The organism is Stenotrophomonas sp. STEN018, from assembly GCF_056760235.1.
Map to the genome: position 1 here is coordinate 1 of NZ_JBRREK010000053.1, position 14,483 is coordinate 14,483.

Below are 14,483 nucleotides of genomic sequence, written 5' to 3' on the forward strand. Positions count from 1 at the left end.
GTCGGCCTTGTTGTTCGGCGTCGCCAAAGGTTAGTTGCATGGGTCGATCAAGCTCTCAAATCGCGGATTGCAGTCTGGCAGCTTCGGGGGAGTTGTTCAGAGCTTCCCTAGCAGTTCATTCAAGCCGACCCCGCTGCGCGGCTTAATACCAGAGTTAGGCCCTGCATGAAGTGTCCCTTACTTCTAATGGCGGTCATCGCCCTTGCCGGATGCAAGACGCCTGCTGTCGACTCTTATAGTGCGCCCACCTATTGTGGTGAGGCAGCGCTCGGCCAGTTACGACTAGCTCTCGAGCCGCCCATCGATGCCTCTGCACTACGGGCCCTTGCAGACTCAAGCCCCAACTTCCCTGCGGGCAAGATGGCCTATCCAATCGAGCAGTGGCTTATCGCGCCCGAAGGTGATTACATACTGTGTAGGAGAGATAGAAGCTCTTGCTCGGGTGAATTGTGGCAATTTCAACGCGGCAACGGCACCCTGACAATATCCAAGCAAGATGCTTGGATCTGCGTCACAGGGGCCAGGACCTAACCTTTCGCTCAAGCCGACGCTGCTTCGCGGGTCTACTTAGCGCTAGAATCAAAAGTTCAACTGGATTTTTACAAAGGACGTAATTCCAATGATTGCAAAACGAATTTACAGATTGTTGCCAATGGCCTTGCTTTTGGTTTGCATCGGCATCTGGTCCGCAAGAGCATCGTTGTTTGAGATCTATGACGCCGCCGTGGAGCAGAACGCGCTGCTCGATGCAGCGCATCCAGCACCAAAGTAAGGTGTTGTTGCTGTCATTGCGACAGCTCGAAAGTTCATTCAAGCCGAACTCGCTTCGCGGTTCGGCTTGATTCCGGAGTTGGGCGCCAACAGGATTCTTATGGGTACGTTGCTGACAGCTGTACTGATTGGAGGCATCGCTGGCGGAGTGGCGGTACTTGTTCTAGCACTCTTACTTCCCAGCAAGTCATGTCCAAAGTGCAAAGCGCCTTTACCAAGGTTCCGAAAGCCATCCAGTATGCGTGAAGCAATGTTGGGAGGCTGGCACTGCCCGACATGCGGCGAGGGAATTGCACGTGATGGGTCACCTCGCCCAGAAGACGCTCGTTAAAAGGAGCGTTCAACGGTTTATTCGAGCCGAACCCGATGCGCGTTTCGGCGCATTTTTGGAGTCAGATGTTTGCATGATTGATATCGCAAGCCTGGAAGCAATGTTTTCGAACATCCAGGAATCGACGGACTGGAACATCGATGGCCCAATGCTCTGGGGCTACTTCTTCACTGACAGTTCGGCCGACAAACTGCGCGCACTCGCCGGTGAGCTTGATCAACAAGGCTACCGCTTTGTTGACATATTCGTCCCTGAGTTTGACGAAGGCGAGGAAGAGTACTACTTCCTGCATATGGAGAAAATTGAGCCGCACACGGTTCTTTCGCTGCACCAAAGAAATCAGGAACTCTACGTTCTCGCCGACAGATTCGGCGTTGACGCTTATGACGGCATGGATGTCGGGCCGGCGACCACCTGACAATTCGTTCAGGCCGAGACCACTCCGCCGCTGCGGAGATAGAAGCGATGTTCGATCGCTTGCTGAGACAAACAACGTACCGTGGGACCGACAGTTCACTCATGCCGACCCCGCCTCACAGCGCGGCATCCTCCAAAGTTAGCCCAGAAAAGAACACGGAGCTTCCCAGCGTGGCTACAAGAAAGAGTGTTTTCCTTGTACTTTTCCTGCTGTTTGCGGTGATCAACCTCATCGACTTTGCGTTCTATGGACAAAGCCTTCGCAATCTTCTTGCAGCAGCAGGGTTCATCCTTATGGCGTACGGATGGCACAAGGACAATCGTTCCGCATCAATCGTAGGAGCAGTGCTCGCGCTAGGTGCAGTACTCGCCAAGTACTTGGCCTAGTGCCAAAGATTCTCTCAGATCGGAGCCGCCCCTCCGGGTTAGCCAATTCCCCAGTCAGCTCAGAGCATGAGGTTCAGTGCAAGATGAAGCTAATAGTCCTGATGGCCACTACTCTGGCTTTATGTGCGTGCACCACTTCTGCACAAAGACCACCTGGCGCATCGCAAACGGAGGCGGCTCACAATATCGACTATAGATACTCACTCGAGACAAAGAGCAGCACACCTGTGGACGTCGCTGCATATAACAAGATGATTTCCGCTCAAGGCTTGGACTACTACTGCGGTACCGGAAGCTGTGACAGCACGCCTTTGCTCATATCAGGAAGCGCCCCGGTCTATCCACCCGAGCTGATCAGCTCTGGAATCACCGGAAATGCGACGATCGTCTTCGTTATCGGTGAGAATGGCAGTGTTGCTGACGCATACGTTGAGTCTGCAACGCATCCAGAGTTCGCCAATTCAAGCCTTGCCGCTGTCAAGACCTGGCAGTTCCGACCAGCATCCCTGAAGGGGAAGCCAGTTAAGAACACATCGCGCCAGCAGTTCCCCTTTGCTCTGCGCTGACTGCCCGTTCAAACCACCGCCATAGAACCATGCGGTGCTACCTGGAGGTCAAGCGAAATACGGACGCGCAACCAGATTTTTATACTTGGCAGTTCAACTCCTGGCTGAGCCACGCCAGCCTTTGTGCTCGTTGGGCCGCCGTTCCTCCTCGCCTATGTCGCAAGTACCACCACTCCGACTTGGGCGTCGATCAACATCGGGTCGATCGTATCGATGGCCACTATCGTTCCCATCGGGTGTTACAACTATTTTGGCGGCACCGGTGGCGCCTGGCAGTTCAATCAACGCGTGATCACTACGCGGCCTGGCTTGATTCCACAGCTCAGCCTTGCAAAGAGGCAGATAAGCATCATGGATAAATCAATTGCTGTTCTAGGTGCGGTACCTTCGCTTGCTTCCACGTTGGCCTACGCCAACTCTGCTTCTCGCGATGCCGGCTATAGTTTAGGCTACAAATTCGGCACTTATATTGGGCAGTTCGTCGATAGTTTCGGCCCATATCTAGGCCTTCTCGCAGTCGCAGTAGTCGTTGGGTGTATTCGCTCTCGCCGCAGAATAGCTGCATCCTTACCTGATGGCGATGTCTGATAGTTCGTTGAATCCGAGCCCGCCTCGCGGTCGGATGTAGCTCAGGATGGCGCTCGTGGCTTTTTTTTAAGTACGAGCAGTCCTTGCTGGCGTGCTGACGCTGTTGCTGATCGTAGGTTTCTGGACTGATTCGTTCTACCTAGGATTCATCCCCACGGAGGTTGGCATCAGCTAGCAACTCGCGCGATGACATTTCGAGCCTGCAAGTGGGCTGCGGAGTTGCGACACAAGATCAACTGGGACAGCTCAATGCATCGTCCAGCACAGGCTCGAGTGCTTTCCAAGACCGGTCACTCTCGCAAAGCAGGGGATCCGTATCATGCGTTTTATGCGTGCCGGCCCACCGTAAATTCCACCTTCGTCCAGGACGACCGGACCATGCTGTCCAAGGGAAGGAATGCGCAGATCCAGAGAACGTCGCCGACAAGTTATCTCGATGTTCCCGGACAGCGTCAGCTTGCTGGACTGGCTGGATGATCTGCAAGACCACCTGCGACCGGAGCGCGCTGCAGACTGAAGCGGCATTCACATCGACGCAGATGTCGCTTTGCTTGAATAGCTGCAGCGCGCCCTGCATCGACCCGAAACTACGCTGGCGCTCCGCCCCCGGGCCAGCCATCGTCACCTTGATCACCCTTGGAGAACCAGCATGAAACGCGTAACCGGCATTGGCGGCATCTTCTTCAAGTCGAATGATCCAAAGGCGCTTTCCAACTGGTATCGCGAGCACCTCGGCCTGGATGTCAGCGACTGGGGAGGTGCGGTGTTTCAATGGGGCGGCACGGATAGCCCGGCGGGTGCGACGATCTGGAGTCCGTTTGCTGCAGACACCAGCTATATGGCGCCTTCCACTGCGTCCTTCATGATCAACTTCCGCGTGGATGACCTGGATGCATTGCTGGCGGCACTGTCCAGCGAAGGCTGCGATGTCGTTTGCGAGCCGCAAAATTCCGAACAAGGGAAGTTCGGCTGGGTGATGGACCCCGAAGGCAACAAGGTCGAGCTGTGGGAGCCTCCGGCCGGCCGGTAAGCAACAGCATCGTCGATTGCTTGCATGCACGGCTGATATGACGATCAGGATTCGCTGACGCCCGGATCTGTTCTGCGCTACTTACCGGGTGCCCCGGAAGTTGCCAGTTTTTGTACGAGCGGGTATTGCCACGCTCGTAGGGCCCACGTGTTGCGATACACGACCCGCCGGTCCGCTGTTCAAACCGGATGGGCAACTGAAGCGACGCACCTCGTCGCGCTGCCCATCAATCAATGCACGCTTACATGTCGCGCCTGGGCCGGCTCATGCCCAGTGGTAACAAGGCGATATGACAAAACTCTCGTATCCTCTCAACTCCAAAGACAGCGGCATCGATTGCAGGTTTCATCGCGGCGCCACGCAGCACTTTTCATCGCTGCAGCTCTTCCGCGTTGCCTTGATCAATGCGCTCGCTTCAGTTGCAAAGGCTATAGGAGAGTGTCATGCACGACGGGCGCCGCCCCCGCAAAACCGGATCCGCTGACTTCGGCCATTTCGATACAAGAGAAAAATGCGAAGCAGCGGTGCGACGACGTGAACTGGCTTTCCTGCACTTGGTCCCTGAAGAACTTGGCGGTGATTGTGATGTGGACAACATGGTGTTTGTGCCCATATGGGTTGCGGAGCAGAAGCGCAGGATCGATAACACCACGGTGCTGCCACTGATACGTGCGGGCAAGCTGAGCCGCTACGCGGCCAGGCCCATCTACCGAGGCAGAAGCTTCATCCCTGCGGAGATCGCGATACATGCGCATGACCCAGCAGGCTTCGCGACCACGATCGACATCTGGTAGCCGCATCACTTCGCTGCCATGGCAATGATCGCAAGCGTCCAAGCAGCTGTGCAGCGATCAACACAGCGGTGCGAGGGCTCGCGCGAGTGTCGATGATGTGCCCTTGCAGGGACGGCTGCATATCGTCCGGCTGGCTCTGGATGCAGCGGCCACTGCAAGACCTGGCGTGATCGAAGCGCCCAAGGTGATGGAACAATATCTTTCAGCTGTATATGTGGTGCCACTCTCGACAAGGACGTGGGAGTGGCGCCGCACCCGATGCCGATCAACCTGCAATCGAACCGAGTCCTGTCGCCTATCGCGACTCCATCATCGGTCAGGTGCAACCAGCTGCAACGTGACAACGCTGGTCACCACAGCTCAATCTACTTGGCGCCACTGTCCCGGCTGGAGTTCACCCAGGGCATACGGCCCCATCACTGCCCGCACCAACCGCAGCGTCGGTAATCCAACCGCGGCGGTCATGCGCCGCACCTGGCGGTTGCGGCCTTCGCGCAGGGTGATTGCCAGCCAGCTGTCCGGCACAGTCTTGCGGAAACGCACGGGCGGATGACGCTCCCATAGCGTGGGTGCCGTCTGCATCAGTTCAACGCGCGCAGGCAGGGTTGGCCCATCGTTGAGCTGCACGCCATCACGCAGCGCCTGCAGCTTCTCATCGGTCGGCACGCCCTCAACCTGCACCCAATAGGTTTTTGGCTGTTTGTGACGCGGGTCAGTGAGGCGATGGGCGAGATTGCCATCGTCGGTGAGCAGCAGCAGACCTTCGCTGTCGTAATCCAGACGACCGGCCGCATATACATCCGGCGGCAAGCCGAAGCCGGCCAGAGTCGCACGCGGCGGCTGGCTGCGGTCGGTGAACTGGCACAACACGTTGAACGGTTTATTGAAGGCGATAAGCATGTAATGCGGGTATTCGGAAAGTGGATTGAAGATGCATTGCTGGCTGCGCGCGACGATCTTCCGTCGCGCGCCAGATCGAGGGCCGTGCGGCCAACAGCCGGGCCGCACATTGTCTCACCCTCCCCTCTCCAAGCCCTATTCCCTGCCCGGTTACTGCTTCACGAAGCGTAGCGTCATGCGATCACTTTCGCCGATGGCCTTGTACTTGGCGGCATCTGCGGCGTCATGGCTGTTGGACGGCGGCAGCGTCCACACGCCCTTGGGGTAGTCCTTGGTATCGCGCGGGTTGGCGTTGACCTCGCTGCTGCCAGCCAGCTTGAAACCAGCGGCTTCGGCCATCGCAATCACCTGCGCCTGGCCAACATAGCCGCTGCCGTCATCGGCCGGCACGTCAGCCTTGGCACGGTGTTCAACCACACCGAGGGTGCCACCCGGCTTCAGCACGTCGAAGAAGGCCTTGAACATGCCCTCGGCCTGGCCAGAGGAACGCCAGTTGTGGACATTGCGGAAGGTCAGCACCAGGTCCGCCGAGCCCGGTGCGCCAAGCACCGGTGCAGCCGGGTTGTAAGCCACCTCGGTGGCGCGGTCGAACTGGGCCGGGGATGCGGCGAACTTCTTGCTCAGGCCATCGCGCGAGCGCTGCTGGTAATCGCGACCGCCGCCGGCCGGCAAGGCTGCCGGGTCAACCACCGCGGCAACGTACTTGCCGCCGTCGCGCAGGTAGGGCGCAAGGATTTCGGAATACCAGCCACCGCCCGGTGTAATTTCGATGACCGTCTGCTTCGGTTGCAGACCGAAGAAGGCCAGGGTCTGCGCCGGATGACGGTATTCGTCGCGCAGCACATTGGCCGGCGTGCGCCAGCTGCCGGCAATTGCAGCCTGCAGCTGCGGCGATACCTGTGCGTCAGCAGTGCTGGCAACGGCTTCATGGGCCAGCGCAGTGCCGGCAGACAGGGTGCTGGCAAGCGCCAGCAGACAGGCACACAACAGCGGAGCAGGCTTCTTCATGCGGAATTCCGTCGATTGAAACGGCGAGCCTAGCACGCGGCTGCAAGTGCAATGCAGCATGCAAATGTTTACTTCCCGTTAGCGTGGAAACGACTCACGGAACGCTGTATTCACGACGTTGCCACGGAATTGGAACGCATGCCGTCTATGCTGTTGAACTGAACAACAAAGGAGCAACGCATGCCCCAGTCACGCGAACTAGGCCGCTCGGGTCTCCATGTCAGCCCCATCGCTTTTGGTGGCAACGTTTTCGGCTGGAGTGCCGATGAGAAGACATCCTTTGGCCTGCTTGATGCCTTTGTCGATGCAGGCTTCAACCTGATCGATACCGCCGATGTCTATCCGGCATGGGTGCCTGGCAACCGCGGCGGCGAATCGGAGACCATCATCGGCCGCTGGCTGCAGCGCAGCGGCAAGCGCGACAAGGTGGTGATCGCCACCAAGGTTGCGAAGTGGGCCGAGCATCCTGGCCTGTCTGCCGACAACATCAATGAAGCGGTCGAGGATTCGCTGCGTCGCTTGCAGACCGATGTGATCGATCTATACCAGGCACACGAGGATGATGAGTCGGTGCCGCTGGAGGAATCCCTGGGTGCGTTCGCGCGCCTGATCGAAGCGGGCAAGGTACGTGCGATTGGTGCATCCAACTACAGCGCCGAGCGCCTGCGTGATGCGCTCAAGGTATCCGCCGACTATCACCTGCCGCGCTACGAAACCCTGCAGCCGGAATACAACCTCTACGACCGCAGCGGCTACGAGGCCGAGCTGGAACCACTGGTACACGAGCAGGGTATCGGCGTGATCAGTTACTACTCGCTGGCCAGCGGTTTTCTCACTGGCAAGTACCGCAGCGCCGATGATGTGGGCAAGAGCGCGGCACGCGGCGCAAAAGTTGCCGACCGTTATCTCAACCCGCGTGGCCTGCGCATTCTGCAGGCGCTGGATGATGTGGCTGCCAGCCACAAGGCGACGCCGGCTCAGGTTGCATTGGCGTGGTTGATCGCACGCCCGGGCATCACCGCCCCGATCGTCAGCGCCACCAGCGTGCAGCAGCTGCAGGAAGTGCTGGCAGCAGCGCAGCTTGGCTTGAGCCCAGCGCAGGTCACGCAATTGGACGCGGCCAGCGCAGAAAGCTGAATTGGGCCAGTTGCGCACCCCCTGCCCGCGTCGTAGGATCGGCCGGACAGGGGGTAGACCGCGAATGGAGTCCTACCCATGCAGACCACATCCGCAGCCCAGCGCAGCATCGATCGCGACGCCGAACTGACTTACTGGCGTGGCGTGCATGCTATCGGCCATCTTGGCCAACATGAGTTCGACCACTACCAGCGCCTGCTGGAAATGGGTTACGACGTGTACCAGGCGTATCCACGCGCCAACGAAGAGCAGCTCTACAAAGTGCTGCAGGACAGCTACCACCGGCATAGCCCGGCGCTGGCGGTTTCCTGGGATGAGGCGCGTTGGTTGGTGCGCCATGCTTGGCATCATGCTGAGCATCATTGAGCAAGATAACTGGCTTGGCTTTGTAGGAGCGGCGCGAGCCGCGAAGCTACTGCAACGTCAGAAGCTGTGGAGCTTACCCCTCCCCAACCCTCCCCTTGGCTTCGCCAAAGGGAGGCGGCGAAAGCGTAGTGCCGAGCCATGCTCGGCAGGGGCTTTCCCGGCCATACACGGCGCGTAACGCCACGCCCGAAATTCATCGGATCACACGTATTCCGGTGGATTCGATGATGTCAGCTTCGCGGCTTATGCCGCTCCCACAACCGGCGATGCCATCGCTTCGGCCAGGTAGTCGAGGAAGGAGCTGATGCGCGCGGATACCGCGGTGTTGCGGTAGTACACGGCGTGGATGGGTTGGCGTGTGTCCAGCGTCTGTTTCGGCAGCACCTGTACCAGCTCGCCACGCGCACGCGCCGCCTCGGTCAGGAAGTCGGACAGGCAGACGATGCCCACACCTTCCAATGCCAGCCGGTGCAGGATTTCGCCGCTGGATACCGCCAGTGCCGGACGCACGTGCAACTGCTCGCCGTCTTCGCCCATCAATGGCCAATGATTCAGGGAATCTGGTTCGTTGAAGCCCAGCAAGCTGTGCGCCTGCAGCTGCGCCACGCTCTTCGGTATGCCGTGCTGCTGCAGGTAAGCCGGGCTGGCCAACACACGCAGGCGGCTATGCCCAAGTGGTCGCGCATGCAGGGTGGAGTCCGACAGCGGGCCAATGCGGATAGCCACATCGGTGCGCCGCTCCAGCAGGTCGATGTAACGCTCGCTGCTGTTGAGCTCCAGCGCCACCTGCGGGTAACGCGCGCGGTAGCCGGCCACCAGCGGTGCGATCACGTGCAGCATGAATGGCATCGCCGCATCCACGCGCAGCCGCCCAGATGGCGTGCCACGGCGCGCCGCTATCTGTTCCTCGGCCGCATCCACCGAGGCGACGATGGCGCGCGCTTGGACGAGAAAGGCTTCGCCTTCGTCGGTGAGCTGCAGGCGACGGGTAGTGCGGGTCAACAGCGTGGTGCCGAGCTTCTCTTCCAACCGCCCCAGCGCCCGGCTTACGCCCGAGGTGGTCTGGCCCAACAATTCAGCCGCCGCAGTAATCGAGCCCGTGTCGATCACCGCAATGAATGCCTGCATTTCGTCGAGGGTGGTTTTCATCGGGGCAGCCTGGGGTGATCGGCAATTATTGACTTTAAATCAATAGTAATTGGCAGGAAACCGCATTTTTCGGCAAGAGTGACGCGTTCACACTGCGCAGCCCTTCCCGAGGATTCGCCCATGTCACGCGGTATTCCCCTTGCCTTGCTGGCGCTGACGCTGGGTGCGTTCGCCATCGGCACCACCGAATTTGTCATCGTCGGGCTGATCCCGACCATTGCCGCCGATCTGCATGTCAGCCTGCCTTCGGCCGGCCTGCTGGTTTCGCTGTATGCACTGGGCGTGGCCATCGGCGCGCCAGTGCTGACCGCCTTGACCGGGCGGGTGCCGCGCAAGGCCTTGCTGGTGGCGCTGATGCTGCTGTTTACCGTCGGCAATGTGATTGCGTGGATGGCACCCGGCTATGGCTCGCTGATCGTGGCGCGGGTGCTGACCGGGCTGGCGCATGGCGTGTTCTTCTCGATCGGCTCGATCATCGCCACCTCGGTAGTGCCCAAGGACAAGGCCGCCAGCGCGATCGCGATCATGTTCACCGGGTTGACCGTGGCGCTGGTGACCGGCGTGCCGCTGGGCACCTTCATCGGCCAGCACCTGGGCTGGCGTGCAACCTTCCTCGCGGTGGCTGCGTTGGGCGTGATCGCGCTGCTTGGCAGTCTGCTGTTCGTGCCGCGCGACCTGCCGCGCAGTGCGCCGGCCACGTTCGGCCAGCAGTTCGCAGTGCTGGCGCAGCCACGCCTATTGTTGGTCTATGCAATGACTGCGCTGGGCTATGGCGGCACCTTCCTGTCCTTCACCTTCCTCGCCTCGATCCTGCAGGACATCAGCGGCTTCTCGGCCAATGCAGTGAGCGCGGTGCTGCTGGTGTACGGCGTATCGGTGGCAATCGGCAATCTGTGGGGCGGACGCCTGGCCGACCGTCGTGGTCCGATTCCCGCATTGACCTTGATCTTCAGTCTGCTCGCGCTGGTGCTGCTGGTGCTGACCTTCACTGCCTACAACCGTTGGTTGGTGTTGCTGACCGTATTGGCGCTCGGTGCGGTGGCATTCGGCAATGTGCCGGGATTGCAGGTGTATGTGGTCAAGCAGGCGCAGCGCTTCGTGCCGCAGGCAACCGATGTGGCATCGGGCCTGAACATTGCTGCGTTCAACATCGGCATCGCGATGGGCGCCTCGCTTGGTGGGCTGGTGGTTGATCACATCGGCCTGATGCATACGCCGTGGATTGGCGCGCTGGTGGTACTGGGTGCGTTGGCACTGACTGTACGCAGCGGCCGCCTGGATCGCCGCGACGGATTTGATGTACGCGCCGAAGGCATTGCCGTCAGCGCGCACTGACGGAACACGCTGTTACTTCCCTTTGGCTTTTCGTTCGCGCTGCACCGCGTAGCCTGTGAGTGCGAATTTCTGGAGATTTGAATGACTATTCCTGCTATTGGCCTTGGTACCTACCGCTTGAAGGATCAGGTGCTCACTGACTCCGTGCACAACGCACTGGAACTTGGCTACCGTGCTTTCGACACCGCACAGATCTACGAGAACGAGGCCGATCTCGGTGCGGCAATCGCCAACGGCGCGGTGCCGCGCGAGCAACTGTTCCTGACCACCAAGATCTGGATCAGCAACTTCCATCACAATGATCTGCTGGCCAGTCTGCGCGAGAGCCTGCGCAAACTGCGCACCGATCACGTCGACCTGACCCTGATCCACTGGCCCTCGCCCAAGGACGAAGTGCCGATCGCCGAGTTCCTCGGTGCGCTGCGTGAAGCCAAGGCGCTGGGTTTGACCAAGGCGATTGGTGTTTCCAACTTCACCATCGACCTGACCCGTCAGGCCATCGCCATCCTCGGCGCCGATGCCATCGCCACCAACCAGATCGAAGTGCACCCGTATCTGCAGAACCGTGCATTGATCGCCTACCTGCGCGAACAAGGCATCCACGTCACCGCGTTCATGAGCCTGGCCTATGGCGCGGTGCTGAAGGACCCGGTGATCCAGGCCATTGCCGACAAGCATCAGGCCACGGCCGCGCAGGTCGCGCTGGCTTGGGCCTTGCAACAAGGCTATGCGGTGATTCCGTCGTCGACCAAGCGCGAGAACCTTGCCGGCAACCTGCAGGCGGCACAGTTGCGGCTGGATGCCGAGGACATGGCAAGGATCGCGGAACTGGATCGTGGCGAACGCGTAGCCAATCCGGGTATCGCCCCGGCTTGGGATTGAAACGCTGTACTTGAGCAATAGCTTGGCGGGCTGGTGATACCTGCCCGCCATGCTTCGAGGCGCTGCGATTGCGGCGTTGTCAGCGGATACGCGGTGCCAACTCTTGCGCCAACGTTTCCAATAACAGGCTGACCGTTGGCAGCTCACGCCGGCTTTTCATCCAGGCCAAGCTGAGTGGCAGGCCTTGGCTGGCCAGACGCGGCAGCACTTCCACCAGCGCGCCATCCTCAAGATGGCTGCGTACCAGCCAGGTCGGCAGCTGCACGATGCCGCTGCCGACCAACGCGGCGGTGACCTGCCCTTCGCCATCCCCCACCACCAGCGGTGACGGCATCATCTGCAGCTCCACCTCGCCGGGCATCGCAGCTGCGAAGCGCCACGGACTGACTGAGCCATCGGCGCGTCCGTAGGCGATGCAGCGGTGCGCCAGCAGATCCTCGCGCGTTGCGGGTACGCCATGCGCCGCAAGATAGGCGGGAGCCGCACAGAACACGTGCTGCTCATGGCCCAGCAGTCGATGTTCGACCAACGACGACCATGCGTCGGGACCGCCGATGCGCACGATGATGTCGACGCCATCCTCGACCGGATCGATGAAACGGTCCGAGAACGACACCTGCGGCCGCGTCAGCGGATAGGCCTGGGCGAAACCCAGGATGATCGGCAGCGCCTGCAAGCGCCCGAACGCGGCCGGCAGATCAATGCGCACTCGCCCACTTGGCTCGTCATCCTCCGCCCGCAGCGACACCTCGGCTTCCTCAAGGTTCGCCAACGCGCCAATGCAGGTCCGGTGGAAGGCGATGCCGGCTTCGGTCAACGACATGCGACGGGTCGTGCGATGGAACAGCGTGCGGCCCAATCGTTCTTCCAATCGTGCGATCGACTTGCCGACCGCCGAAGCGGTGAGGTGCAGCCGTTCTGCAGCTGCAGTAAAACTGCCTGCGTCGGCGACACAGACGAAGACGTCGAGGCCTTTCAGGCGTTCGGAGGGATGCATACGGCAGGCTTCACGATTAAAGAATCTTATTCCGCAAAACCGGTAAAAAACATCACGGAACGGAATGTGGCTCCACGATAGGCTGGGTGCCCTCTTCGATCAAGCATCCAAGCCAGCAATGAGCCAGCACCGCCCCACCGTACTTGTCACCGGCGCTACCGGTCAGATCGGCGCCGAAACACTGAGAAACCTGTTGCTGGAAGATGCGGTCACGCCAGTCGCGGCAGTGCGCTCGCCGGCGAAGGCCGCGGCGCTGCAGGCACAGGGAATCCGCACGGTGCTGCTCGACTTCGATCGCGAAGACACACTTCTGCCTGCGCTGCAGGGCATTGATCGCGTGTTGCTGGTCACCGGCTATAGCGTGGACATGCTGCGCCAGAGCAAGGTGTTCCTCGATGCGGCCAAGCAGGCCGGCGTACAGCATGTGGTGCATCTTGGTGCCTGCGGTGGTGATGATGCCAGCATCGGGCATTGGGCCTGGCACCAGCTGGTGGAACGCTACATCGAGTGGCACGGCTTCTCGTTCACCCATCTCAGGCCGGAAGCCTTCATGCAGAACCTGCTCAGCTACGACGGCACCCGCGCAGTGGTTGATGGCGTCATCCGCCAGTACACCGGCGATGCGCGCTTCAGCTGGGTCGATGGCGATGACGTCGCTGCGGTAGCTGCGCAGGCGCTGGCCTGGCCGCAGCGACATGCCGGGCAGACGTATCGTTTGGGCTACGACGCCAAGTCCTACGGTGAGGTCGCCGCGCTGATGAGCGAATTGCTTGGCCAGTCATTCCGCTACCAGGCGCTCAGCCCGGATGTGTTCCTGGAGGACATGCGCGCGGCCGGCGCCGAGATGGCCTATATGAACTGCGTGCGCGACAACTTCCAGCGTGTCGCCGAGCGACGCGTGCCGGGCATTGAAGCCACCTTCGACAACTTCCCTGCCATCACCGGCCGTGAGCCGGTGCGCTGGGCGGAGTTCATACGCAAGCACCGTGATGCGTTTGCGTACTGAGCTGCGGAACTCAGGCGTTCGTCGGGATCAGTCGCCGATACCCTGCAGCAGCCATGCGCGCATCGCCGCGTTCACTTCCTCGGGCTTTTCCAAGGGCGCGAGATGGCCGCAGTCCTCGATCACCACCAGCGTTGATTGCGGCATCAGTTCGGCCATCTGCTCGCTGACTGACAGCGGTGTGATCGCATCGTTGCGCCCACAGACGATCAAGGCAGGGCCCTGCCAATCACGCAGGACCTCGCTGCCATCTGCTCGCTGCAGCTGGCTTTGACGCAGGAAGACCTCGGCACCAAGGCGTGCGGTCATGCTGCGCACGGTATCCACCAGCACATGGTCGTCCAGGCGGGAGGCATCGATGTAACTGCGCATCAGCTTGTCGCCGAAGCCGTGGAAGGTGCCGGGCAGGCGCACGCTGTTCTGCTGCGCTACGCGCTGTGCGGCTCGCTCGGGCGAATCGGGTTTGAACGAGGTATCCAGCAGCGCCAGCTTGAGTACCCGCTGCGGTGCGATGCGCAGGATTTCCTGGGCGACGTAGCCGCCGAGGGAGAAACCGGCCAGCGCGAACTGAGCGGGGGCCTTGGCAAGTACATCTTCGGCAACGGCACGCATCGTGGTTTGCTGGGTGAGGTCGCCGACCTGGCAATCGGCGATGTCGGCGAGTGCGTCGAGCTGGGCCTGCCAGAGTGTGGCGTCGTTGAGCAGGCCGGGCAGCAGTAGCAGCGGGGTTCTGGCTGCTGGGGTTTGGTTCGTTTGCATGGCGCTATTGTCGCGCCTTGGGGTGGTTTGGGGGTGAGGGCTGGAGCAACAGCCAAAAGCAAA

The 14,483-nt window shown here is 60.5% G+C and carries 16 protein-coding genes; 11 read left to right on the top strand and 5 right to left on the bottom strand.

What is annotated here, in order from left to right; all coding sequences use genetic code 11:
* The first annotated feature begins 619 nt into the window (after positions 1–619).
* The 6 genes from ACVOMB_RS17155 to ACVOMB_RS17180 all read left to right on the top strand — a co-directional run bounded on the left by ACVOMB_RS17155 (position 620) and on the right by ACVOMB_RS17180 (position 4,884).
* Positions 620–772: a hypothetical protein gene (locus tag ACVOMB_RS17155; protein ID WP_481532279.1), complete on the top strand. Its 153-nt coding sequence runs from the start codon at positions 620–622 to the stop codon at positions 770–772.
* Between the two features lie 403 nt (positions 773–1,175).
* On the top strand, positions 1,176–1,520 hold the full coding sequence (locus ACVOMB_RS17160; protein ID WP_481532301.1) for a ribonuclease E inhibitor RraB: 345 nt from the start codon (positions 1,176–1,178) through the stop codon (positions 1,518–1,520).
* Between the two features lie 613 nt (positions 1,521–2,133).
* Positions 2,134–2,472, top strand: coding sequence for an energy transducer TonB (locus tag ACVOMB_RS17165; protein WP_481532280.1), 339 nt, complete (start codon positions 2,134–2,136; stop codon positions 2,470–2,472).
* 213 nt (positions 2,473–2,685) lie between these two features.
* Entirely contained in the window at positions 2,686–3,060 is a 375-nt protein-coding gene (locus ACVOMB_RS17170; protein ID WP_481532281.1) for a hypothetical protein, read from the top strand.
* Between the two features lie 649 nt (positions 3,061–3,709).
* Complete coding sequence (locus ACVOMB_RS17175) at positions 3,710–4,090, top strand: VOC family protein (protein ID WP_481532282.1); 381 nt, start codon at positions 3,710–3,712, stop codon at positions 4,088–4,090.
* A gap of 443 nt (positions 4,091–4,533) precedes the next feature.
* Positions 4,534–4,884, top strand: coding sequence for a hypothetical protein (locus ACVOMB_RS17180; RefSeq protein WP_481532283.1), 351 nt, complete (start codon positions 4,534–4,536; stop codon positions 4,882–4,884).
* Positions 4,885–5,244: 360 nt separating this feature from the next.
* Here the strand turns inward: ACVOMB_RS17180 and ACVOMB_RS17185 are convergent, their stop codons facing one another.
* A complete protein-coding gene (locus tag ACVOMB_RS17185) occupies positions 5,245–5,784 on the bottom strand; it encodes a pseudouridine synthase (protein WP_481532284.1) in 540 nt (179 codons plus the stop codon).
* A 150-nt stretch (positions 5,785–5,934) separates the two neighbouring features.
* Entirely contained in the window at positions 5,935–6,792 is an 858-nt protein-coding gene (locus ACVOMB_RS17190; protein ID WP_481532285.1) for a class I SAM-dependent methyltransferase, read from the bottom strand.
* Positions 6,793–6,972: 180 nt separating this feature from the next.
* On the opposite strand from ACVOMB_RS17190, the gene ACVOMB_RS17195 reads away from it, so the two are divergent.
* A complete protein-coding gene (locus tag ACVOMB_RS17195) occupies positions 6,973–7,929 on the top strand; it encodes an aldo/keto reductase (RefSeq protein ID WP_481532286.1) in 957 nt (318 codons plus the stop codon).
* 78 nt (positions 7,930–8,007) lie between these two features.
* Positions 8,008–8,295 carry a hypothetical protein gene (locus ACVOMB_RS17200; protein WP_481532287.1) on the top strand — a complete coding sequence of 96 codons (288 nt, stop codon included), beginning with the start codon at positions 8,008–8,010 and terminating at the stop codon, positions 8,293–8,295.
* A 243-nt stretch (positions 8,296–8,538) separates the two neighbouring features.
* Here the strand turns inward: ACVOMB_RS17200 and ACVOMB_RS17205 are convergent, their stop codons facing one another.
* Positions 8,539–9,444 carry a LysR substrate-binding domain-containing protein gene (locus ACVOMB_RS17205; RefSeq protein ID WP_481532288.1) on the bottom strand — a complete coding sequence of 302 codons (906 nt, stop codon included), beginning with the start codon at positions 9,442–9,444 and terminating at the stop codon, positions 8,539–8,541.
* Between the two features lie 120 nt (positions 9,445–9,564).
* Between ACVOMB_RS17205 and ACVOMB_RS17210 the strand changes: the two genes are divergently transcribed.
* A complete protein-coding gene (locus ACVOMB_RS17210; RefSeq protein WP_481532289.1) occupies positions 9,565–10,779 on the top strand; it encodes an MFS transporter in 1,215 nt (404 codons plus the stop codon).
* 81 nt (positions 10,780–10,860) lie between these two features.
* Positions 10,861–11,661 (top strand): 2,5-didehydrogluconate reductase DkgB, encoded by an 801-nt coding sequence (gene dkgB, locus ACVOMB_RS17215; RefSeq protein WP_481532290.1) that lies wholly within the window; start codon positions 10,861–10,863, stop codon positions 11,659–11,661.
* Between the two features lie 79 nt (positions 11,662–11,740).
* On the opposite strand, the gene ACVOMB_RS17220 is transcribed toward dkgB, so the two are convergent.
* The gene (locus ACVOMB_RS17220; protein WP_481532291.1) at positions 11,741–12,658 is read right to left on the bottom strand and encodes a LysR family transcriptional regulator; all 918 of its coding nucleotides are present in this window, start codon (positions 12,656–12,658) and stop codon (positions 11,741–11,743) included.
* A 118-nt stretch (positions 12,659–12,776) separates the two neighbouring features.
* Here ACVOMB_RS17220 and ACVOMB_RS17225 point away from each other — a divergent pair, with 118 nt between their 5' ends.
* A complete protein-coding gene (locus ACVOMB_RS17225) occupies positions 12,777–13,664 on the top strand; it encodes an SDR family oxidoreductase (protein WP_481532292.1) in 888 nt (295 codons plus the stop codon).
* 27 nt (positions 13,665–13,691) lie between these two features.
* On the opposite strand, the gene ACVOMB_RS17230 is transcribed toward ACVOMB_RS17225, so the two are convergent.
* Positions 13,692–14,420 (bottom strand): alpha/beta fold hydrolase, encoded by a 729-nt coding sequence (locus tag ACVOMB_RS17230; RefSeq protein WP_481532293.1) that lies wholly within the window; start codon positions 14,418–14,420, stop codon positions 13,692–13,694.
* Positions 14,421–14,483 lie beyond the last annotated feature (63 nt).